This window comes from Salinisphaera sp. SWV1 (assembly GCF_052044155.1).
Classification (GTDB): Bacteria; Pseudomonadota; Gammaproteobacteria; order Nevskiales; family Salinisphaeraceae; genus Salinisphaera.
Map to the genome: position 1 here is coordinate 73,674 of NZ_JBQDYE010000011.1, position 22,360 is coordinate 96,033.

A 22,360-nucleotide genomic window follows, 5' to 3' on the forward strand; every position below is an offset into this window, starting at 1 on the left:
TGGCGATCAGATTACTGCTGAGGTTGAGACGTGGGGCCAGATTTCGATTCGGACTTCCTCCCGTTCTCCCGCCCTTCGATCGGCGAGCGGGAGATCGAGGCTGCGAGCGCCGTACTGCGCTCGGGCTGGATTACCACCGGGGCCAGGAATCAGGAACTGGAAGCGCTTTTCTGCAAGCGATTCGGCAGCCGCCATGCGGTCGCGGTGTCGTCGGCGACCGCCGGCATGCACGTCACACTGGCGGCGTTGAACATCGGCGCGGGCGATGAAGTCATCACCCCGTCGCAGACCTGGGTATCGACGATCAATCTCATCTGCCTGCTGGGCGCGCGCCCGGTTTTCGTGGATGTCGATCGCGATACGTTGATGCTCGATGCCGAGCGTGTGGAAGCCGCGATCACCCCGCGCACCAAGGCCGTGGTGCCGGTCCACTACGCCGGCGCGGCGGTCGACATCGATCCGATCCGCCAACGGGCCGAGCGCCACGGCATTGCCGTGATCGAGGACGCGGCACACGCGCTGGGCACCCGCTATGGCGGCCGCTGGATCGGCGAGACCGGGACGGCCATCTTTTCCCTGCATGCGATCAAGAACGCGACCTGCGCCGAGGGCGGGGTCGTCGTGACCGACGACGAAACACTCGCCGACCGGGTACGCAGCCTGAAATTTCATGGCCTGGGTGTGGATGCCTACGATCGCCAGAGCCACGGCCGCAAACCGCAGGCGGAAGTCATCGAGCCCGGCTACAAGTACAATCTGGCAGACATCAATGCGGCCATCGCCATCGTGCAACTCGATCGGCTTGCCGATATGAACGCGCGCCGCGCCGCTCTCGCCGCACATTACGCAGCGTGGTTGGCGCGAACGCCGCTGCAGCCGCTGGCCGTGCCCGCCCATACCGAAACGCACGCCTGGCACCTGTTGATCGTGCGTGTGGACGAAAACAGCTGCGGCATCGATCGCGCCGGCTTGATGGGGCAACTGCAGGAACAGGGCATCGGCACCGGCATCCACTTCAAGGCCGTGCACCGACAGAAATATTACCGGGAACGCTTCAGCGGCCTGAGCCTGCCGAATACGGAATGGAATTCGGAACGCCTGGTGAGCCTGCCCCTGTTCCCGGACATGACCCACACCGACGTCGACCGCGTGGGCGCGGCGTTGCACCACATTCTGGATATCGATCGTGCGTAGCCGTCATCCCATCGCCTGTGTTTCGGTCGTCATTCCGGTGTTCAACGAGCGCCCGGGGCTGGAAGAACTCCTGCGCCGTACCCTGGCGGCCTGCGAGGCGCTGGGCCGGTGCTACGAGATCATCCTGGTGGACGATGGCAGTCGCGACGGTTCGCCCGGCGTGCTGGCCGAAGCCGCCCGCGAGCATGCCCAAGTCATCGCGGTGATACTCAACCGCAACTACGGCCAGCATGCCGCGATCATGGCCGGATTCGAACAGGCCCGGGGCGATCTCGTGGTCACGCTCGATGCCGACCTGCAGAATCCGCCCGAGGAGATCGGCCGACTGGTCGAGGCCGCCGATCGCGGCTACGACGTCGTCGGCACAGTACGCGTGGATCGCCAGGACTCCCGGGCGCGGCGCTGGGCTTCCCGGCTGATCAACTACGCGGCCAAACGTTCGACCGGCGTGGACATGCACGATTACGGCTGCATGCTGCGCGCATACCGTCGGCATATCGTCGAAGCCATGCTGGGTTGCCACGAGCGCAGCACCTTCATCCCGATCCTGGCCAACAGCTTCGCGCGCGATACCACGGAAATCGAGGTCAACCACGAAGAACGCGGCTACGGCGAGTCCAAGTACACGCCGCTGCGCTTGATCCATCTCATGTTCGATCTGGTCACCTCCATGACCACGGCGCCGCTTCGTTTGCTGAGCATCCTGGGCGGTGTGATCGCCTTCTGTGGTTTTCTGCTCGCCGCATTACTGATCGTGACCCGTATTCTGTTCGGCGCCGCCTGGTCCGGGAATGGTGTTTTCACCTTGTTCGCCATTCTGTTCGGCTTCGTCGGTGCCCAGTTCATCGCCATGGGCCTGCTCGGCGAGTACATCGGACGCATGTACCACGACGTCCGGGCCCGGCCCCGTTATTTCGTCCAGGAAGTCGTGCGTAGCAACGCGCCGGCCAGCCCGTCAGAGGGAGAAGAATCGTGAAGGTCGTCGTATTCGCTTATCACGATATCGGTTGTACCGGTATTCGCGCGCTGGTCGAGGCGGGCTTCGATATCGCGGCCGTGTTCACCCATGCCGACGCCCCCGGCGAGGTGCCGTTCTTCGAATCCGTGGCACGCCTGTGTGCGCGGCTCGACATTCCGGTGCATGCGCCGGAAGACGTCAACGGCCCGTTCTGGGTCGAGCATATTCGCGCGCTCGCGCCGGACTACATTTTTTCCTTCTACTACCGAAACCTGCTCAGCGCCGATATTCTGGCGATTCCGGGCGAGGGCGCCTACAACCTGCACGGTTCATTGCTGCCGGCCTATCGCGGCCGGGCCCCGGCCAACTGGGTCCTGGTCAACGGCGAGCCGCGCACCGGGGTAACGCTGCACCAGATGATCAAGCGCCCGGATGCCGGCCCGATCGCCGCCCAGCGCGAGGTCGCCATCGATGCCGACGAAACCGCGCTGTCGCTGCACCGCAAGCTCAACGCCGCGGCCCAGGCACTCCTCGCGGACTGCCTTGCCGATTTTCGCGCCGGCCGCGTGACGCTCGCGCCGCAGGACGAGACCACGGCCAGTTATTTCGGCCGCCGCACACCCGCCGACGGCGAACTCGACTGGCACCTGCCCGCCGATCGGCTCGAGCGACTCGTACGCGCGGTGACCGCACCCTACCCGGGGGCGTTTTCCTTTGCCGGCGATCGCAAGCTGTGGGTCTGGGAGGCGGCGGTTGTCGAGACCACGGACCAGCAAGCCCCGGCCCCGGGAACGGTCGTATCGGCGAGCCCGCTGCGTATCGCCTGCGGCGAAAACCTGCTGGAAATCCGGTCCGGCCAGGCCAGTGGCGGGCTGCCGGTCGGCGGCGCCCAGCTCGCGCGTGAAATGGGGCTGGTCGCCGGCATGCAGCTCGGTCCGCGCGACAGAACCGTCGTACGGCAAAAGCCACGCACCAAGGTATTGATTCTCGGCGTCAACGGCTTCATCGGCAATCATCTGGTGGAAAGACTGCTCGCCGATGGCGGCTATGAAGTCTATGGCATGGATATCGGCAGCCATACCATCGCCCGTTTCCTGGACCGGCCGCATTTTCATTTCGTCGAAGGCGACATCGGCATTCATCATGAGTGGATCGAATATCACATCAAGAAGTGCGATGTGATTCTGCCGCTGGTCGCCATCGCCACGCCGATCGAGTACGTGCGCAACCCGCTGCGGGTGTTCGAGCTGGATTTCGAGGAAAACCTCCGGATCGTGCGTTACTGCGTGAAATACGGCAAACGCATCGTTTTCCCCTCCACGTCCGAAGTGTACGGCATGTGCGAGGACGACAAATTCGATGAGGAAACATCCAGGCTCGTGGTGGGCCCGATCAACAAGCAGCGCTGGATCTATTCGACCTCCAAACAGCTGCTCGACCGCATCATCTGGGCCTACGGGGAGAAAGAGGGGCTGGCGTTCACGCTGTTCCGCCCGTTCAACTGGATGGGGCCACGGCTGGACAGCCTGGATTCGGCCCGCATCGGCAGTTCGCGCGCGATCACGCAGCTCATCCTCAACCTGGTCAGCGGAACGCCGATTCAGTTGATCGACGGCGGCGCGCAGCAGCGCTGCTTCACCGATATCGAGGACGGCATCGAGGCCCTGTTTCGTATCGTCGAGAACAAGGGCGGGCGCTGCGATGGCCGCATCATCAATATCGGCAACCCCGACAATGAAGCGAGCATCCGCGAACTGGCCGAGCTGCTGGTCGACCGCTTCGACCGGCATCCCCTGCGCGATCGATTTCCGCCGTTCGCCGGCCTTCACGTGACCGAGAGCCAGGCGTACTACGGCAAAGGCTACCAGGACGTCTCGCACCGGCGGCCCAGCATCGACAACGCCCGGCGCCTGCTGGACTGGACGCCCACCATCGCGCTGGAGGAGACCGTCGAGAAAACGCTGGACTTTTTCCTGACCGGGGTCTTCGAAGACCCGAACACGGATGATTGACGCCGGCCTGCGCATCGATGTCGACACCTTTCGCGGCACGCGCGACGGCGTGCCGCAGCTTTTGCGGACGCTGGACAAACACCACCTGCGCGCGACATTTTTCTTCTCGGTCGGGCCCGACAACATGGGCCGTCATGTCTGGCGTCTGTTCAAGCCGGCGTTCCTGCGCAAGATGCTGCGTTCGGATGCGGCCGCGCTGTATGGCTGGCCCATCCTGCTGGCGGGCACGGCCTGGCCGGGGCGCCGGATCGGGCACGGCCTGGCCGACGTCATTCGCAGCGCCGACCGGGCCGGCCACGAGATCGGCCTGCATGCCTGGGATCATCACGGCTGGCAAGTCAACGTGGATCGCCGGCCGGCACGCTGGCTGGACCGGGAAATCGAACGCGGGACACAGGCGCTGGCCGATATCCTCGGCCGGGACGTCGACTGTTCCGCCACCGCCGGCTGGCGGACCACGCCGGCCGTGATCGAAGCCAAGCAGCGCTTCGGTTTTCGCTACAACAGCGATTGCCGGGGCCACTCGATCTTCCGGCCACGACTGACCGACCACAGCCTCGGCGCACCGCAGATCCCGGTGGATCTGCCGACCTACGACGAACGCGCCGGAGGCGATGTGGATGCCGCGGCCTTCAACGACCTCTTACTGGACCGGATCCGCCCGAACCGGCTGAACGTGTATACCGTGCATGCCGAGGTCGAAGGCGGTGTGCTGGCCGATGCGTTCGACCGCTTGCTGGCACGCGCGCACGAACGCGGCATTCGATTCCGCCCGCTCGGCGAGCTGCTCCCGACGGATATGGCGGGCATACCGCCGGGCCGGATCACCCCGGGGCCTATCGAAGGCCGGGAAGGATGGTTGGCACACCAAGCGCCCGAGGACGCAAACAACGATGCGGCTGAATAAATGGAGCGTGGCCCTGTTCTTCGGGCTGTTCTATCTGTTTCCGAGCGCCACCCGTGGGCTCTGGATCCCCGACGAGGCCCGCTATGCGGAAATCAGCCGGGAAATGCTGGCCACCGGTCACTGGATCGTGCCCCACCTGCTGGGTCTGCGTTATTTCGAAAAGCCCGTCCTCGGGTACTGGCTGAATAATCTGTCGCAGCTGATCTTCGGCCACGACAACTTCGCCGTTCGTTTTGCGTCGGTGGCGGCGACCGCGGCAAGCGCGGCCCTGGTGGCCTGGCTGGCGCGCCGTTTCTGGCACTCGGCGCAAACCGCCGTAGCCGCGTCGCTGATCTACCTATCGATGCTGCTGGTCTACGGCGTCGGCACCATGAGCGTGCTCGATGCCATGTTTTCGTTCTGGATGACCGCCGCCATGGCGACGTTCTGCCTGTGCCTGGACGCGCGGACACCCAGAGCCCGCATCGCGCGCTACATCGTGTTCGGCCTGGCCTGCGGCGCCGGTTTTCTGACCAAGGGGTTCATCGCGCTGGCCCTGCCGGTGGTGGCGATCCTGCCGTACATGATCTATCGGCGACGCTTCACCGAATTGGTCGTATACGGCCCGGTGGCCGTCATCGCAGCCGCCGTGATCAGCGCGCCATGGGCGATCTGGATTCAACTGCTGGAGCCGGATTACTGGCGCTACTTCTTCTGGGTGCAGCACATCAAGCGCTTCGCCGGCGCCCATGCCCAGCACGCGGGGCCGGTCTGGTATTACCTGCCCCTGCTGCTGGCAGGGAGCCTGCCCTGGCTGGGGGTCGCCCCCGTCACCTGGTGGCACGCCTGGCGCGAACGGCGCGAAGCGCCCGAATTCATTTATCTGCTGTGCTGGCTGCTGTTCCCGCTGCTGTTTTTCAGCGCGGCCAAGGGTAAGCTGCCGACCTATATCCTGCCCTGCTTCGCGCCCCTGGCCCTGCTTGCCGGCCACGGCGTGATGGCGGCGGTGGACCGCGCCGCGACCCGGGTGCTGCGGGTCAACGGTGCCATCAATATCGTTTTTGGCCTCATCGGTGTGGGCGCGGTGTACTGGCTGTCGCGGCCCGATCAACACATTTACGGCGCCGGCGACACCTGGGCGCTCGCGCTCGGCCTGGTCAGCTTCGCCGGCTGGAGCCTGTTCGGCCTCGTGCAGCTGCGCTGGCCGTTGCGCGGATGGGCGGCAGCCGCACTCTGCCCGGGCGTGCTCGCGCTTTTGCTGGCCTGGGCCCTGCCGCAGTCGGTTATCGATGCCAAGCAGCCAGGCTGGTTCATCAACGCGCACGCGCCGGCGTTCACGCAGGCGGTCGATGTGCTCACCAACGACGACGGGGTCGCCTACAGTCTGGCCTGGGCGCTGGATCGCAGCGACATCAAGCTGCTGGATAATCGCGGCGAACTGGCCTACGGCCTGGATTACCCGGATGTCCCCGCCGACAAGAACATCGCCCGCGATGCCTTCCCCGGCTGGCTGAGAAAGACGCGCCATAAAGGCAAGGTCGTCCTCCTGCTCAAGTTTCATCGCCGGAGGACAACGCCGGCGCAATATACCCGCGACTTCCCGCCCGGCTATAAACTCACCGCCGCGGGCGATTTCATTCTGCTCGTCTACCCGCCGACGACGACCTGAATCATGACCTATGTCCTGATCGTGAGCGTGCTGGTATGCGCCGGCCAGCTTTGTCAGAAGCAGGCGGTGGAAGGCTGGCGGGACCGGGCGATCCCGCTGTCGATCAAGCTCCGTTCACCATGGCTGTGGGCCGCACTGGTCTTTCTGGGCCTGGGCATGATGATATGGCTGCTCGCGCTCCGAGTCCTGCCGGTGGGCGTGGCCTATCCCATGCTCAGCCTTAATTTCGTCTGGGTCACGCTGGCCGCGCGTTTCCTGTTCAACGAACCGGTGGGTTGGCAGCATGGGGCCGGCATCGCGTTGATCATCGCAGGTATCTCATGTCTCGCGCCGGCGTTGTAACAGGCTTCCAGTTGGCCGGCGCCAGCATCGCCCTGGTCACCTATGCCCAACTGGCGCAGAAATGGGGCATGGCGCACCTGCCGCCGCTGCACTATGCCGCCTGGGTCGGGGCGGACGGCGCGGCATGGGCCGAGGCGCTGTTTTTCGTGGCGTCCGGCCTGCTGGCCTACCTGCTGTCCATGGCCTGCTGGATGGGGGCGCTGGCGTACCTGCCCCTCAATCGGGCCTATCCGCTGCTGGGCCTGAGTTATGCACTGGTTTATCTGGCCAGTACAGCGCTGCCCTGGTACCCGGATTCGATCTCGGCGCGGGGCATACTCGGCGTGGGGCTGATCGGCGCGGGGGTCGTGTTGATCAATCTGCGTCGCTCGCCGCGTGATATGCCTTGAGAAATCGGCGGGCCGCCCACTCGAAACAGAACCCGTGATTTCAACGACGCACCGCGGCCAACAGGCTCGGATCCGCGCCCGGGCGACGCATGCCCGCCAGTTGCATGGCTTCGACCAGTTCCTCGCCGAGGGCATTCAGCTCGCACACCACCCGCTCGCGCCCGCCGGCCGCCAGCGCCCATAACGGCGGGCGCCCCAGGAACACGGCGCGCGCCCCCATGGCCAGCGCTGTCAGCACATGGCGCCCGGAGCGGATCCCGCCGTCGACATAGACCTCGGCGCGCTCGCCGACCGCCGCGACCACATCGGGCAGGCAATCCGCGGTGGCCGCCGCGCCGTCGAGCTGACGCCCGCCATGATTGGAGACCCAGATCGCCGCCGCCCCGGCCGCGATACAACGCTCGGCGTCATCCGTGCGCAGAATGCCCTTGACCACCACCGGCAGCCCGGTGCGCTCACGTAACCAGGCGATATCCGCCGGGCCGAGATCACGCGCCTTGGCGTGCCCCGGCCGGCTGCCGTAACCGGGCTCGAAATTGACCTGCAGCCAATCGTCGGCGGCGATCTCCCAGATCGTCTCGGCGCCGTCGTCGTCCTTGTGCGCCACCACCGGCGTATCCGCGGTCAGCACGATCGCGCCGGCGCCAGCGGCCACCGCCCGTTCCAGCAGCGGCAGCGCGGCCTGCCGATCGGCCGGCAGATACGCCTGCAGCCACCAGGCGACCCCGGTTTCGGCGATTGCTTCGAAGCGGGTGCCGGCGTTGCTCGAGACCGTCAGCAGACTGCCGACATCGGCGACCGCCGCGGCCATGGCCCGTTCGCCATCGGGATCCGCCGCCCGCTGGAAGGTGCTCGGGGCCACGGCGATCGGCGTGCGAACGGGGGTGCCCAGCAAGGTCGTGCCGGTGTCGATCCGCGACACATCGGTCAGCGCGCGCGGCAGCAGACGCCGGGCCTCCCAGGCGGTCACTGCCTCGGCCGCGGACACCGATGCACCGGAGCCCTGACGGAAGTAGCGGGCAACGGCAACCGGCAGCCGGGCTTCGGCTTCTTCGGCCAGCGCCTGTATGCGACGAATACTGATCACGGCCTCCGGCATGACATGGACGGCGAACTCGATAATCCATGCCCGCCACGAGACGTGCAATATGGAAGCGCCACGGCGCGGGCTGCGCCGCGCCGTGGCGCGATCCCTCTACTGATAGAGATTCTTCTGAATCTTAGGCTGATCCATATTGGATTTGTCGTACCAGTAGAAACCGGTATCGATGGTCTTGGGCACGCTCTTGCCGTGGATGACCTTGAGTGCGGTGTCGACCATGTCGCGGCCCATGCCGACCGGGTTCTGGGTGATCGAACCGGTCAACACGCCGTTCTTGATCGCATCGATCTGGGCCTTGCCCGAGTCGAAACCGATCGCGACGATGTTTTTGCGGCCGCTTTCCTTGAGCCCGAGCGCCATGCCTTCGGCCGAGGCCTCGTTGGACGCGAACATGCCATCGAGATGCGGGTGCGACGAAAGGATCGCCTTGGTGATGTCCGCGGCCTTGGACATGTCGCTGTTGCTGTATTGCGGGCGCAGCATCTTGATGTTCGGCGCGTTCTTCTTCATCCAGTTCATGAAGCCGTCGCGTCGATCCGTGCCCGACACGCTGGTCTGGTCGTGGATGATCAGCCCCACCGTGCCCTTGTCGTGCAGCAGCTTCGCCATGTGCCTGGCTGCTTCCGCACCGGCGGCCTTGTTGTTCGTGGCCACGGTGGATACCGGCACATTGCTCTTCACGCCGGAGTCGAAGGCGATCACGGGAATGCCCTGGCTCTTGGCCTGCATCATCATCGGCGCGGCCGCCTGGCTGTCGAGCGCGGCGAAGCCGATGGCATCCGGATGCTTGTTGAGCACGGCGCTGAGCTGATTCATCTGGATAGCGACATCCGACTCGGTCGGCGGGCCTTCGAAAGTGATGCGCGCGCCTTTTTTCTGCGCCTCTTGCTCGGCCCCGTGCTTCACGGCCTGCCAGTACTGCTGCGAAAAGCCTTTCGAGACGATCGCGATATAAGGTTTGCCGCTGTCGGCGAGCGCCGGCGCCGCGGCACCGACCGACAGGGCAAGCCCGGCGGCTGCGGCGAGCAGCGCGGATCGAATAGGGGTCATGATCTCCTCCGTTTCGTTCTTGTGGACGTTCTGGTCTGGCGCGGACGCGGCTCAGGCCGCGGCGTTGCGCCGGAAATTATCGAGATAGACAGCCGCCAGAATGACGACACCGAGGATCACCGTCTGCCATTCCTGCGGCACCGAGATGATCTGCAGACCATTGGTGAGCACGGACATGATCAGCGCGCCGATGACCGTGCCGAGGATCGAGCCCACACCGCCAAACAGCGAGGTGCCGCCGATCACCACCGCGGCGATGGCTTTCAGCTCGTAGCCCATGCCGAGCGCCGGCTGGGCCGAATTCAGCCGGGCCGAGATCAACACCCCGGCCAGGCCGATGAACAGCCCGCCGAAGCTGTAGATCAGGATCTTCCAGCGCCGCGTGTTGATGCCCGATAGCGCGGTGGCGTCCTCGTTGCTGCCGATGGCATAGGTATAGCGCCCGAACACGCTCTTGTTGAGGATGATCGCCGCGATAATCGCGACCGCCGCCCACAACAGTACGGCGTTGGGGATGGCCAGACCCGGGATGATGCTGCCGTTGGACAGCATGTAATAGCTCGGCGTGTTGCTGAAGTAGATCGGCGCGCTGCCCGAGATCACCAGCGCCAGCCCTTCGGCGACCAGCATCATGGCCAGCGTGGCGATGAACGGCGGGATCTTGAGCACGGTCACGTTGAAGCCGTTGACGAAGCCGATCAGGCCGCCGAAGAGTACCGTCAGCACCACCCCGAGCGGCATGGGCAGGCCCCAGTGGGTGATGAACACACCGGACATGACCGCGCACAGCGACATGCCGGTGCCCAGCGACAGATCGATACCGGCCGAGATGATCACGAACGTGGTGCCGATCGCCAGCGTCCCGATGACCACGGTGGCCAACAGGATCGACATCACGTTGGCGAAGGTCAGGAAATTCGGGCTGGCAAAGGAAAAGAAGGCAAAGATCAGGATCAGCCCGGCAAAAGCCAGAAACTGCTGGAACTTGCCGCGCAGCCCGGGCGGCAATCGCCCGGCACCCGCCGGTGTGTCCTTTTCTGCCATAGACGTGTTTCCCCTGGCGGTACTCATCATCCCTCCTCAGGCGGTCTCGGCCGCAGGCGACGACGACAACGTGGCGTAGTGCATGACTTTTTCCTGATCGGCATCGTCGGCATCGAGCACCGCGGTCAGCCGGCCTTCGCACATCACGGCGATCCGGTGCGACATGCGCAGCACCTCCGGCAGCTCCGACGAGATCATGATGATCGACTTGCCGTCGGCCACCAGATCGTTCATCAGCCGGTAGATCTCTTCCTTGGCGCCGACATCGATGCCGCGGGTCGGCTCGTCGAAGATCAGAATGTCGCAGCCCTTGAGCAGCCACTTGGCGATGACGACCTTCTGCTGGTTACCGCCCGACAGATTCTTCACCGGCTGGCGGATCGACGGGGTCTTGATGCGCAGCGATTCCACCAGTTGCCGCGAACGCTCGGCCATCGGCCGGTCGCGCACCATGCCGCCGGCGGAAAACAGGTCGGTCACGGTGCCGAGCGTGATATTGAATTTCACATCCTGCTCGAGCAGCAGGCCGAGCCGCTTGCGATCCTCCGACAGATAGCCGATCCGATGCTTGGCCGCCTCTGCCGGACTGCCGATACGAATGCTTTGCCCACGCAGGAAAATCGTGCCGGACTCGATCCGGTCGGCGCCGATCAACGCGCGCGCCACTTCGGTACGCCCGGCGCCCATCAGGCCGGCAAAGCCGAGAATCTCGCCCTCGCGCAGGTCGAAGGACACGTCCCGCAGCAAGCCGCGCGTCGACAGCCCTTGCACCCGCAGCAATTCGGCGCGGTCCGGCCGCACATGCTCCGGCCGGTGTTCGCCTGAAACCGAGCGCCCCACCATCATGGCGATGATCTCGTCCATGTCAGTGGTCGCCACCGCGCGCACCCCAACGTTCGCGCCGTCGCGGATCACCGAAACCCGGTTGGCGATCACCTTCAGTTCTTCCATGCGGTGCGAGATATAGATCACGCCCATGTCCGGCGTCATGAAATGCCGGATCAGCGCGTGCAGCAGCGAGACCTCGTTGTCGTTCAGGGCGGCCGTCGGCTCGTCCATGATCAGGACTTTGGGTTTTTGCATCAGCGCCTTGGCGATCTCGACCATCTGTTGATGCGCGACCGTCAAGTCACCCACGATCTGGCGCGCCCCCAGCGGCAGCTGCAGTTCGTCGAGATGGGCCTGGGCGCGGCGATTCAGCGCGCGGTGATCGAGCCAGCCCCAGCGCCGCGGCTCGCGGCCGATGAACAGGTTCTGGGCCACGGTCAGATGCGGAATCAGGTTGAATTCCTGATGGATGATGCCGATACCGCGCGCCTGGGCATCGGCCGGGCCGGTGAGATGCAGCGTCTCGCCTTCGAGCACGATCTCGCCGGCATCCGCGGTGTGGATACCGCTGAGCAGCTTCATCAGCGTCGACTTGCCGGCCCCGTTCTCGCCGGCCAGCGCCAGGACCTCGCCCGGATAGAGCTCGAGATCGACGCCGGACAAGGCCTGCACGCCGGGGAAACCCTTGCTGACACCGCGCATCGACAGCAGCGGCATGGCACCCGCCGTATGCGCTGCATTCGATGACGTCATGTCTACTCCCTGTCTAGCGCGGCTTGTCTGGAACGGCGTATCCGGCCCTGGCGACTTCCGTGTCGATGACATTGCGGGCCGGCCGACGCGTCTGTGCGTCAGTTGCCGTGCGGAACGCCCCTGTCTTCGATTGAAGCAAACGTCCAATGGCCTGACCTTTATACGTTAGTGGCACGTCCCGTCCTCGACTCGCGGTTTTGCCGCGCACGGGGCAGCCGCCGTGCTTGTCCCCGGACAAGCCGGCACCGGCGGCGCCTCATTCGGAAAAGAACACCCCGAGCACGTGATCCAGATGTTTCTCCATCGCCTGGCGGGCGCCGGCTTCGTCGCCCGCCGCGATGGCCGACACGATCCGCTCGTGATCCGTCTGCGAGCGGTTCCACATCCGGTTTTCCATGTAGTAGGCCTGCAGCCGGCGGAACATCACGCCGTATTGATGGCCCAGCAGATGCTTGATGAGCAGGGCATAGGCGGCGTTGTTCGAGGCCTCGGCGATGCGGATATGCAACAGCCGGTCGCCGACGAAGCGATTGCCGCCGGGTTCGCGGTTGTCCTCGATGTTGCGATCCAGCGCGTCGCGCAAGGCCGCCAGATCGTCGGCATCGGCGTTCACGGCCGCGAGCGCGGCGGTTTCCGGTTCGATGTGGCGCCGCGCCCGAAGCAACGCGAACGGCGGGATCTCCTCGTCGAGGTTGAGCTCGACCTCGCTGGCGAATTCCGGATCGATCCGCCACGGCTCGCTCCGGGCCGCCGCCCGCATCACCGGCTCGGCCGAGGCATGGCTCGAATCCAGCACCACCACGCCGTGGCCGACACGAACCTCCACGTCGCCGACCACTTCCAGCGCGATCAGCGCCTCGCGTACCGAAGCCCGGCTCACGCCGAGCTGCTGCGACAGCTCACGCTCCGGCGGCAATCGGGTGCCGGGCGGGAACTCGCCGTCGCGGATCAGTCGCTGCAGCTGATCGGCGATCTGGCGGTACAGACGGGTTGAACGGACAGCGGCGATGGGCACGTGACGGCTCCGGACACGGAATCAGACAAAAGTTCGAGCCCAAACCGGCATCGCGAAGATTGCCAGCGGGCCACGGTCACTCTACGCTTGGCTCATTGGCCTGACCAATAGGCCGTTGGATGTAGAGCAACTGCCGGGAGAGGTGCAATGCAGCGACTGGAAAACAAGACGGCGCTCATTACCGCCGCCGCCCAGGGTATCGGCCGGGCCACGGTAGAGCGCTTTCGCGCCGAGGGCGCGCGGGTGATCGCCACCGATATCGACATCGGCCCGCTGGCCGGCGAAACCGACATCGAGACCTACCCGCTCGATGTCACCGACCCGGAGGCGATCACCGACCTGGCCTCGGTGCTGCCGCCGCTGGACGTGCTGTTCAACTGTGCCGGCATGGTGCCGAGCGGCGACATCCTGCATTGCGGGCGCTCCACCTGGCAGCGCACCTTCGATCTGAACGTCACCTCGATGTTCGACATGATCCGCGCCTTCATCGGTTACATGCCACCCGGCAGCAGCATCATCAACATGGCCTCGCTGGCCTCCAGCGTGAAAGGGGTACGCGAGCGCTGCGCCTACGGCGCCAGCAAGGCCGCGGTGATCGGTCTGACCAAGTCGGTGGCCGCCGATTTCATGACCGCCGAGATCCGCTGCAACGCCATCTGCCCGGGCACAGTCGATTCGCCGTCGCTGCGCGAACGCATCGCCGCCCAGGCCGCCGCCGAAGGCCGCAGCGAGGCTCTGGTGCGCAATGAGTTCATTGCCCGTCAGCCCATGGCCCGGCTCGGCACCCCGGACGAAATCGCCGCGCTGGCCGCATTTCTGGCTTCCGACGAATCCGCCTTCATCACCGGCACCGCCCAGCTCATCGACGGGGGCTGGGCGAACTAGCCGGACCTTTTCTCTGATTCAAGGAGCGCTTTGTGAAACTGCTCAGATACGGCCCACCGGGCCAGGAAAAACCCGGTGTGATCGATGCCGCCGGCACGATCCGCGATATTTCCTCGCTGGTGGACGATATCGCCGGTGACATGCTCGCCCCGGACTCGCTCGACCGGCTGCGCCGGCACGATCTGACGAGCCTGCCGGCCGTCGACCCGGACACCCGCCTCGGCCCCTGTGTGGGGCGGGTCGGAAAATTCATCTGCATCGGCCTGAACTATTCCGACCATGCCGCCGAAACCGGCGCCGAGGTACCGCCCGAGCCGGTGATTTTCAATAAATGGACCAGCGCGATCTGCGGACCCAACGACGATATCGAGATCCCGCGCAATTCGCACAAGACCGACTGGGAAGTCGAACTCGGCGTGATCATCGGCCGCGGCGGGCGTTATATCGAACCCGAGGCGGCGATGGATCACGTCGCCGGCTATTGCGTGGTCAACGATGTCTCCGAGCGTGAATTCCAGCTCGAACGCAGCGGCACCTGGGACAAGGGCAAGGGTTGCGACACTTTTGGCCCGATCGGCCCCTGGCTGGTCACGCGCGACGAGATCGCCGATCCACAGCAGCTCGACATGTGGCTGTCGGTGGACGGCAAGACCTACCAGAACGGCAGTACCTCTACGATGGTTTATGAGGTCGCCTACCTAGTGTCCTACCTGTCCCGCTTCATGAGCCTGCAGCCCGGCGACATCATCTCGACCGGCACCCCGCCAGGCGTCGGCGCCGGCCAATCGCCGCAGGTCTTCCTGCGCGCCGGCCAGCAACTCCGGCTCGGCATCGAAGGCCTGGGCGAGCAATCCCAGCATACGGTGGACGCATGACCCGAATCGTCGACATGCGCGTGATCGACGTGCGCTTTCCCACCTCCGAGCAACTCGACGGCTCGGATGCCATGAACCCGGACCCGGACTATTCCGCGGCTTATTGCATCCTGGAAACCGATACCGCAGGTCTGGAAGGCCATGGACTGACCTTCACTATCGGCCGCGGCAACGAGCTGGCCTGTGCCGCGATCGAATCGATGCGGCATCTGGTGATCGGCCTCGATCTGGCGGATATCGCCGCCGACATGGGCGCGTTCTGGCGCCGTGTGACCAGCGATAGCCAGCTGCGCTGGATCGGCCCGGAGAAAGGCGCGATCCATCTGGCGACCGCCGGGGTGGTCAATGCGGTCTGGGATCTCTGGGCCAAGTCCGAAGGCAAGCCGGTGTGGCGGCTGGTGGCCGAGATGTCGCCGGAAGAGATCGTGCGTTGCATCGATTTCCGCTACATGACCGACTGCATTACACGCGACGAAGCGCTCAAGCTGCTGTGCGAACGCGAACAGGGCAAGGCCGAGCGCATCGCCGCGCTCGAAGCCCATGGCTACCCCTGCTACACCACCTCCGCCGGCTGGCTCGGCTACAGCGAGGACAAGCTGCGCCGGTTGTGCCAGGAAGCGGTCGACGAAGGCTACAACCACGTCAAACTCAAGTGCGGCGGCAATCTCGAGGACGACAAGCGCCGGGTGACCATCGCCCGCGAAGTGATCGGCGAGGATCGCGCGCTGATGATCGATGCCAACCAGATGTGGGAAGTCGACGAGGCCATCGACTGGGTCAACGCACTGGCCTTTGCCCGCCCGTGGTTCATCGAGGAACCGACCAGCCCGGACGACGTCGAGGCCCATCGCGCGATCAGGCGAGGCGTGGCCCCGGTCAAGGTCGCCACCGGCGAGATGTGCCAGAACCGTGTGCTCTTCAAGCAGTTCATGATGCGCGAGGCGATCGACGTGGTGCAGCTCGATGCCTGCCGTCTCGGCGGCGTCAACGAAGTGCTGGCGGTGCTGCTGATGGCCGCCAAATACGAATTGCCGGTCTGCCCGCATGCCGGCGGCGTCGGCCTGTGCGAATATGTCCAGCATCTGTCGATGATCGATTATCTGTGTTTCTCCGGCACCACCGAAGGCCGCGTGACCGAATACGTCGATCATCTGCACGAGCATTTCGTCGACCCCTGCGTGGTGCGCAATGCGGCCTATAGGCCACCCAGCGCGCCCGGCTATTCCGGCGAGATGAAAGCGGAGTCGCTCGAGCAGTATCGCTTCAAGGGCCACTGAGCACCCCTCATGATCATCGACGCGCATCAGCACTTCTGGCGTTACGACCCGATCCGGCTGGACTGGATCGGCCCCGGCATGGAAGAGCTGATGCACGACTGGTTGCCGGTCGATCTGGCCAGTCCGATGGCCGAAACCGGGATTGATCGCACAGTCGCCGTACAGGCCACGGGCGACGAAGCGGAAACCGCCTTCCTGATGGAACAGGCCGAGGCCGAGGACTGGATCGCCGGCGTGGTCGGCTGGGTCGATCTCGCGACGGCGGACGCCGACGAACGCATCGCCGACTGGCAACAGGCCGGCCCGCTGGTCGGCCTGCGCCACCCGATCGAAGGCGACCCGGCGCGCCTGGACGACCGGGCCTTCGATGCCGGCGTGGACGCCGTGCAGCGCCGCGGGCTGGTCTATGACGTGCTGGTCAATCACCGCCAGCTCGGTGATGCCGTCACCTTCTGTGCCCACCACGATCGACACACGCTGGTACTCGATCATCTGGCCAAACCGGCGATCCCCGGGGCAGAAGCCGACTTTGCCGCCTGGCGGCGCGCAATGGCCGAACTGGCTGCGATGCCCCATGTCGCGGTCAAGATCTCGGGGCTGGCGACCGAGGCCCAGGCCGCGCCGGGCGAACCGCCGGATATCGACGGCATTCATCGGCATCTGGATACGGCGCTGGCACTTTTCGGCGAGGATCGGCTCATCTTTGGCTCCGACTGGCCGGTCTGCCAGTTGGCGATGACCTACGGCGACTGGTTCGCGCTGATCGATGCCTGGGCCCGCGCCCAGGGCGCCGATTGCCACGCCAGGCTGTTCGGCACCAATGCTGCGTCGATCTATTCGCTGAAGCTATAGGAAGGCCCCGTGGATCTGGAACTCACCGACAAGGTCGTGATCGTCACCGGCGGGCTGGCCGGCATCGGCGGCGCCATCAGCCGGCGGCTGGCCGCCGAGGGCGCGATTCCGGTGATCGTCGATCGCGGTGAAGATGCCGCCTTCGTCGAGGCACTCCAGGCGACCCAGCCCCGCACCCGGCATATCGCGGCGGATCTGACCGATGAAACCGCCTGTCGCGAGGCCGTCTCGGCGGCCGCCGAAACCGGCCCCGTTTACGGCCTGGTCAACAACGCCGGGGCCAACGACGGCGTCGGCCTGGGCGCCGGTCTGGCCGCATTCCGGCAGTCGCTGGATCGCAACCTGCTGCACTACTACCTGATGGCACATCTGTGCGAGGGCGATCTCAAGGCCAGTCGTGGCGCGATCGTGAACATTGCCTCCAAGACCGCGCTGACCGGCCAGGGCGGCACCAGCGGTTATTGCGCGGCCAAGGGCGCGGCCCTCGCGCTGACCCGCGAATGGGCCGTCTCGCTGGCCGAACACGGCGTGCGCGTGAACGCGGTGGTGCCGGCCGAGGTCGCCACGCCCATGTACGAACGCTGGCTGGAAACCTTCGACGACCCGGCCGCCGCCCGCGAACGCATCACCGCGCGTATCCCGCTCGGCCGCCGCATGACCCGGCCCGAGGAGATCGCCGACAACGCGGTGTTCCTGCTCTCGCCGCGCGCGGCGCATACCACCGGGCAATGGGTGGTGGTCGACGGCGGCTATACCCATCTCGATCGGGCGGCCACGTAACCCGGCGAACCGGCCACTCTTATCGAAGCCAGCCGATAGCGATATCTTGAAGGCACAAGCCACGACCGACGGCCCCTTTCGAATATCGCCCCCTCCATGAGCATCACCCACTTTCTTTTTCCGGACCCGGGCGGCCAGGGCTGGCTGCAGATCGGCGAGCTGGCGCTGGCCTTCGTGCTCTCCTCGCTGATCGGTCTGGAGCGCGAATTCCGCATGAAAAGCGCCGGCCTGCGCACGCATACCCTGGTGGGCGTCGGCGCGGCGCTGATCATGCTGGTGTCGAAATACGGTTTCGGCGATGTGACGGGCGGCGCCCATGTCTCGTTCGACCCGTCACGCGTGGCCGCCCAGATCGTCTCGGGCATCGGCTTCATCGGCGGCGGGCTGATCTTCGTGCGCGGCGATGCGGTGCGCGGGCTGACCACCGCCGCGGTGGTCTGGCTGACCGCGGCCATCGGCATGGCCTGTGCGGCGGGCCTGCCGGTGCTGGCCATCATCGCCACAGCCGCGCATTTCACCGCCGTTTATGTCTATACGCCCTTCAACCGCCGCGTGCTCTATCGCGGCTTCGTGGTCCAGTTGACCTACCGGGCAGGCGAAGATGTAATGCACCGGGTGTTCAAGCGCTGCGCGGAACAGAAATTCACTATCGACGACATTTCCATGCCCGATCCCTCCAACGAGGGCGGCACAGCCCGCGCCACCCTGCACGTCATCGGCCGCCCGGCGACCCAGCAACTGCACATCGCGCTCGGCGAGATCGCCGGGGTGACCTCGGTGCGCATCGAAAACGACGACGACTGATCGCCCGAGCACCTGTCTTGCCGGAGAACCCAGACCATGGAAACCAAGCCGCCGCTCCCTCCCTTCACGGCCGAAACCGCAGCCAAAAAAGCGCGCCTGGCCGAAGACGCCTGGAACACGCGCGATCCGGACAGGGTGGTGCTCGCCTATACGCCGGATAGCCGGTGGCGCAATCGGGCGGAATTCATCGACGGCCGCGCCGAGATTCATGCGTTTCTCACCCGCAAATGGCAGCGCGAGCTGGAATATCGCCTGATCAAGGAACTCTGGGCCTTCGATAACAACCGCATCGCCGTGCGTTTCGCCTATGAATTCCGCGACGATTCCGGTCAGTGGTACCGCGCCTACGGCAACGAAAACTGGGAATTCGACGCCAACGGCCTGATGGCCGTGCGGCTGGCCAGCATCAACGATCTTCCGATCACCGAATCCGGGCGGCTGTTTTTCTGGCCCCAGGGCCGGCGCCCGGACGATCACCCGGGGTTGAGCGAACTCGGGCTCTGATTTCTATTTTCCCAAGGCATTTATCCGCAGATCGACGCAGATTAACGCAGATACCATGTGCGCCTTGTGACCGGCGTCGATCCGCCTTCCTTTGTGCATATCTTCCAGCACGCCGTGGGTCGGGAAAAGCGGGAAATGCTCTAGAGCACCGCGCCCAAGTCATTGACGTGTCACCTGACACGCGCAGGATGAATGGCCATGGCGCAACCCGGCCCCGGGGTCATCTTGTCGTTTCATGTCATCGCCGGCATGTTTCCTATTCAGGGCTATTTTCCGGACGGCGATTCGATCCGTTTTGCCGCGGACCGCGAGCAGGCCTGGGACGTGCTTTCCGGGCGCCCGGCGACGCCCAACGCACGCGGCCACGTCCAGCTCTGACTGGAAGCCATCGACACGCTGGAAACCCATTACCGCGGCCATCATCAGCCGCTGAAATACGCCGAAAAAGCCGCGCACGAACTGTTCGCGGCGCTCGGTATCCACGACGTGAAATGGGACGCCGATCACTACAAAGTCACGAGCGCCGACGATAACGTGCCCGGTTTCATTCTGGCACGGACCACCGGCACCTATGGCCGGCCCGTCTCGTTCGCCTTATCCGCCGACGCCGGCAAACAACTCGGGCTCACAGACGGCGGCGAGCACTTCGTCACGTCCGACGACCTCTCGGCCACGGCCAATGCGGCGCTGCTCAACCAGGGCCTGGCCTACCCGACGTTCTATACCAGCCTGTTCCACGATCTGCGCACCCGTTTCGCCGAGCAGACACTTGCTGCCCGCAACGCCGAACGCGGCCTGTGGCCGGCCGATCGCACCAACGCCGGTGTGACTGTAGACAGTCTGGCCGCGATCACCGAAGACGCCGTGATCCTGCCCAAGCTGTTCCGTCGCCTGATCGAATATCTCGGCACCGGCGGTACGGTGAAGGGGTTCAAGGCGTATCTGGCGCGCAATCCGGATCGGGTGATGGTGCTGCCCCAGGCGCATTCCACGCATCTGGACAACCTGATCGAACAGAATGGCAGCACCGTGCGCCTGAGCGAGCCGCCGGAGCAACTCGTCTTCGCCGAGTAGTGCCGCGCACGGCCGGCAGGCTACGGATTAGTGCAAAAGCTGATCCAGCTCGCTCGGCAGATCCAGCGCCACGGCTTCGGCCTCACCGTCGCTGAGCGCTTTATCCAACGTCCGGATCACACTGGCGACGAGTTGCCGCGTATCCCGGCTGGGCAACTCGGTCCGGAATTCGACCTTGCCATGGAAATCGTCGAGCGAAATCGGAACGTCGGACGTATCCGACCGCTCGCCGCCAGCGCGGATCGCATCCGCGATCTCGTCGGGCAGTTGTTCGGCCATGCGCGCGGCCTGGTCCCTGGGGAGCTGCTCGCACAGCGAATCCAGCGCGATCAGGGTGCACTGATGCACCACGTCCGGGGCCAGTTGCGGGCAGTCTTCGTAAACATGGGCGATGAATCGATCAGTCTGCATGAGGTCTCTCGACTGCGCTTGGCAACAAGTGTTGCCCTTAGCATGGCGGCCACAACGCCGCGCGAATATGGTGGCAAACCCTGAGTTCGCGCCCCGGTGGCGGTAGAATGCCGCATGTCCTTGTCCCGCGACGACGCTCGAACCCGGCGCTGGCCGCTCGCCCTGACGGTATTGATGGGCACCATCGCCGTGGTCCTGAACGCGACCGTGATCAACGTGGCGATCCCGCCGATCATGGCCCACTTCGGCCTGAGCCAGGCCGGCGCGCAATGGATCTCGACCGGCTTTCTGGCCGCCATGACCGCGGCCATGCTCGCCAGCGCCCGGGTGATCGAACGGCTCGGGCAACGACGCACGTTCACCCTGGCCCTGTCGGTCTTCCTGGTGGCATGCCTGGTGGCAGCCGCGAGCCCGAGTGCCGGGGTGCTGATCGCCGCCCGCGTGGTGCAGGGGGCCACCGCCGGCATCATCCAGCCGCTGGCGCTGGTGGTGATCTTCGACAGCTTCGACGACGCCGAACGCGGCCGGGCGCTCGGGCTCTACGGCATGGGTGTGGTGCTGGCACCGGCACTGGGCCCGACCGTCGGCGGCGTGCTGATCGACTGGCTGTCGTGGCGGGCCGTGTTTCTGCCGTCGATTCCGTTCTGCCTGCTGGGGCTCGCCGGCGGCTGGCGCATCCTGCCGCGCGAACGCAGCAGCCAGCGCGAACCCTTCGACTGGCTCGGCTTCGGTCTGCTCGGGGCCGCACTCGTACTGCTGCTCACGGGGCTGACCGAGCTTTCGGAATACGCCACGCTGCGCGGCAGCCTGGTGACCGGGGCCGGTGTCGTGTTCGGCGCAGGCTTCGTACTCCGGCTGGTCACCTCGCCCCACCCGCTGATCCGGCTCACCGTGTTCGCCTACCCGCGCTTCGTGCTCGCCAGCGGCATCGCCGCGCTCTACGGCGCCGGTCTGTACGCCTCGACCTATCTGGTGCCATTGCTGGCCCAGAGTGTGCAACGCCTTTCGCCAAGTGCAACCGGACTGGTGATGATGCCGGCCGGCCTGACACTGCTCGCGATCTTTCCGATCGGCGGCCGCCTGGCCGATCGATTCGCCGCCCACTGGCTCAATATCGTCGGCTGCGGCGGTTTCGCCCTCGGCACACTCGGCCTCGCGCTGACTGATCCATCGACCCCGTTCTGGCTACTGGCGGCGCTGGTCGCCGTTGGCCGCATGGCGCTCGGCATCATGATGCCGGCGCTCAATATCGGCGGGCTGCGCGGACTGCCGCCCGACCTCACCCAGCAGGGCTCGAGTGTGATCAGCTTCGCCCGCCAGCTGGGCGGCACGCTGGGGGTGAACCTGTTCGCCCTGCTGCTGGAAATCCGTGCAGCGCATCATCTGGGCGGCCGGGTCGATCTGCGTTCGCTCTACCAGGGTCAGGCGCCGTCGGCACGGACGCTGGCCGATATCACTCGGGCGTTTCACGACACGTTCGTGGTATTCAGCATGCTGTTCGTCGTCGGCGTCGGGCTGGCGATCGCCATGGGCATACTGCATCGGCAAGAGCGCCGCCAGCACGCGCACGCACCGGCACGCGGCGAGTCGGCCTCGAACGCCGGGCGCGACAACGAGCCCTGAGTCGACGGGCCGGTCATGCGCTCGGCTGGTGGC

At 65.4% G+C, this 22,360-nt stretch carries 23 protein-coding genes; 17 read left to right on the forward strand and 6 right to left on the reverse strand.

Going from position 1 to position 22,360, the window contains the following annotated elements:
• Window positions 1-30: 30 nt before the first annotated feature.
• The 7 genes from arnB to arnF are packed head-to-tail and all read left to right on the forward strand — an operon-like array spanning window position 31 to window position 7,450.
• Window positions 31-1,194, forward strand: coding sequence for a UDP-4-amino-4-deoxy-L-arabinose aminotransferase (arnB, locus tag ACS8YF_RS07540; protein ID WP_440849600.1), 1,164 nt, complete (start codon window positions 31-33; stop codon window positions 1,192-1,194).
• Entirely contained in the window at window positions 1,187-2,170 is a 984-nt protein-coding gene (locus ACS8YF_RS07545; RefSeq protein ID WP_440849601.1) for a glycosyltransferase, read from the forward strand. The genes arnB and ACS8YF_RS07545 overlap by 8 nt, the downstream gene beginning before the upstream one ends.
• Window positions 2,167-4,164, forward strand: coding sequence for a bifunctional UDP-4-amino-4-deoxy-L-arabinose formyltransferase/UDP-glucuronic acid oxidase ArnA (gene arnA / locus ACS8YF_RS07550; protein WP_440849602.1), 1,998 nt, complete (start codon window positions 2,167-2,169; stop codon window positions 4,162-4,164). The genes ACS8YF_RS07545 and arnA overlap by 4 nt, the downstream gene beginning before the upstream one ends.
• Window positions 4,160-5,071, forward strand: a complete 912-nt coding sequence (gene arnD / locus ACS8YF_RS07555) for a 4-deoxy-4-formamido-L-arabinose-phosphoundecaprenol deformylase (RefSeq protein WP_440849632.1) — start codon at window positions 4,160-4,162, stop codon at window positions 5,069-5,071. Before arnA ends, arnD begins: the two co-directional genes overlap by 5 nt.
• Window positions 5,058-6,719 carry a lipid IV(A) 4-amino-4-deoxy-L-arabinosyltransferase gene (gene arnT / locus ACS8YF_RS07560; RefSeq protein WP_440849603.1) on the forward strand — a complete coding sequence of 554 codons (1,662 nt, stop codon included), beginning with the start codon at window positions 5,058-5,060 and terminating at the stop codon, window positions 6,717-6,719. Before arnD ends, arnT begins: the two co-directional genes overlap by 14 nt.
• 3 nt (window positions 6,720-6,722) lie before the next feature.
• On the forward strand, window positions 6,723-7,061 hold the full coding sequence (gene arnE, locus ACS8YF_RS07565; protein WP_440849604.1) for a 4-amino-4-deoxy-L-arabinose-phosphoundecaprenol flippase subunit ArnE: 339 nt from the start codon (window positions 6,723-6,725) through the stop codon (window positions 7,059-7,061).
• Window positions 7,040-7,450 (forward strand): 4-amino-4-deoxy-L-arabinose-phosphoundecaprenol flippase subunit ArnF, encoded by a 411-nt coding sequence (arnF, locus tag ACS8YF_RS07570; RefSeq protein ID WP_440849605.1) that lies wholly within the window; start codon window positions 7,040-7,042, stop codon window positions 7,448-7,450. Before arnE ends, arnF begins: the two co-directional genes overlap by 22 nt.
• A 40-nt stretch (window positions 7,451-7,490) precedes the next feature.
• Here arnF and ACS8YF_RS07575 read toward each other — a convergent pair whose 3' ends face one another.
• From ACS8YF_RS07575 to ACS8YF_RS07595, 5 genes are all read right to left on the reverse strand, one after another.
• Complete coding sequence (locus tag ACS8YF_RS07575) at window positions 7,491-8,537, reverse strand: alpha-hydroxy acid oxidase (RefSeq protein WP_440849606.1); 1,047 nt, start codon at window positions 8,535-8,537, stop codon at window positions 7,491-7,493.
• Window positions 8,538-8,645: 108 nt separating this feature from the next.
• Entirely contained in the window at window positions 8,646-9,602 is a 957-nt protein-coding gene (locus tag ACS8YF_RS07580) for an ABC transporter substrate-binding protein (RefSeq protein ID WP_440849607.1), read from the reverse strand.
• 51 nt (window positions 9,603-9,653) lie between these two features.
• The gene (locus ACS8YF_RS07585) at window positions 9,654-10,646 is read right to left on the reverse strand and encodes an ABC transporter permease (protein WP_440849608.1); all 993 of its coding nucleotides are present in this window, start codon (window positions 10,644-10,646) and stop codon (window positions 9,654-9,656) included.
• Window positions 10,647-10,682: 36 nt separating this feature from the next.
• Window positions 10,683-12,227 carry a sugar ABC transporter ATP-binding protein gene (locus ACS8YF_RS07590; protein WP_440849609.1) on the reverse strand — a complete coding sequence of 515 codons (1,545 nt, stop codon included), beginning with the start codon at window positions 12,225-12,227 and terminating at the stop codon, window positions 10,683-10,685.
• A 256-nt stretch (window positions 12,228-12,483) separates the two neighbouring features.
• Window positions 12,484-13,242 carry a FadR/GntR family transcriptional regulator gene (locus ACS8YF_RS07595; protein WP_440849610.1) on the reverse strand — a complete coding sequence of 253 codons (759 nt, stop codon included), beginning with the start codon at window positions 13,240-13,242 and terminating at the stop codon, window positions 12,484-12,486.
• Between the two features lie 147 nt (window positions 13,243-13,389).
• Here ACS8YF_RS07595 and ACS8YF_RS07600 point away from each other — a divergent pair, with 147 nt between their 5' ends.
• The 9 genes from ACS8YF_RS07600 (at window position 13,390) to ACS8YF_RS07640 (ending at window position 20,293) form a co-directional block, all read left to right on the forward strand.
• Window positions 13,390-14,127, forward strand: coding sequence for an SDR family oxidoreductase (locus ACS8YF_RS07600; RefSeq protein ID WP_440849611.1), 738 nt, complete (start codon window positions 13,390-13,392; stop codon window positions 14,125-14,127).
• A gap of 32 nt (window positions 14,128-14,159) precedes the next feature.
• A complete protein-coding gene (locus ACS8YF_RS07605) occupies window positions 14,160-15,002 on the forward strand; it encodes a fumarylacetoacetate hydrolase family protein (RefSeq protein WP_440849612.1) in 843 nt (280 codons plus the stop codon).
• Entirely contained in the window at window positions 14,999-16,279 is a 1,281-nt protein-coding gene (locus ACS8YF_RS07610) for an L-fuconate dehydratase (RefSeq protein ID WP_440849613.1), read from the forward strand. The genes ACS8YF_RS07605 and ACS8YF_RS07610 overlap by 4 nt, the downstream gene beginning before the upstream one ends.
• 9 nt (window positions 16,280-16,288) lie before the next feature.
• Window positions 16,289-17,131 (forward strand): amidohydrolase family protein, encoded by an 843-nt coding sequence (locus ACS8YF_RS07615; RefSeq protein WP_440849614.1) that lies wholly within the window; start codon window positions 16,289-16,291, stop codon window positions 17,129-17,131.
• A gap of 9 nt (window positions 17,132-17,140) precedes the next feature.
• The gene (locus ACS8YF_RS07620; protein ID WP_440849615.1) at window positions 17,141-17,911 is read left to right on the forward strand and encodes an SDR family oxidoreductase; all 771 of its coding nucleotides are present in this window, start codon (window positions 17,141-17,143) and stop codon (window positions 17,909-17,911) included.
• A gap of 96 nt (window positions 17,912-18,007) precedes the next feature.
• Complete coding sequence (locus tag ACS8YF_RS07625; RefSeq protein WP_440849616.1) at window positions 18,008-18,715, forward strand: MgtC/SapB family protein; 708 nt, start codon at window positions 18,008-18,010, stop codon at window positions 18,713-18,715.
• Window positions 18,716-18,751: 36 nt separating this feature from the next.
• Complete coding sequence (locus ACS8YF_RS07630; RefSeq protein ID WP_440849617.1) at window positions 18,752-19,219, forward strand: nuclear transport factor 2 family protein; 468 nt, start codon at window positions 18,752-18,754, stop codon at window positions 19,217-19,219.
• 198 nt (window positions 19,220-19,417) lie between these two features.
• Window positions 19,418-19,597, forward strand: a complete 180-nt coding sequence (locus tag ACS8YF_RS07635; protein ID WP_440849618.1) for a hypothetical protein — start codon at window positions 19,418-19,420, stop codon at window positions 19,595-19,597.
• A 108-nt stretch (window positions 19,598-19,705) separates the two neighbouring features.
• Entirely contained in the window at window positions 19,706-20,293 is a 588-nt protein-coding gene (locus ACS8YF_RS07640) for a hypothetical protein (protein ID WP_440849619.1), read from the forward strand.
• 27 nt (window positions 20,294-20,320) lie between these two features.
• Here the strand turns inward: ACS8YF_RS07640 and ACS8YF_RS07645 are convergent, their stop codons facing one another.
• A complete protein-coding gene (locus ACS8YF_RS07645; RefSeq protein ID WP_440849620.1) occupies window positions 20,321-20,704 on the reverse strand; it encodes a DUF2267 domain-containing protein in 384 nt (127 codons plus the stop codon).
• 114 nt (window positions 20,705-20,818) lie between these two features.
• Here ACS8YF_RS07645 and ACS8YF_RS07650 point away from each other — a divergent pair, with 114 nt between their 5' ends.
• On the forward strand, window positions 20,819-22,327 hold the full coding sequence (locus tag ACS8YF_RS07650) for a DHA2 family efflux MFS transporter permease subunit (protein ID WP_440849621.1): 1,509 nt from the start codon (window positions 20,819-20,821) through the stop codon (window positions 22,325-22,327).
• Window positions 22,328-22,360 lie beyond the last annotated feature (33 nt).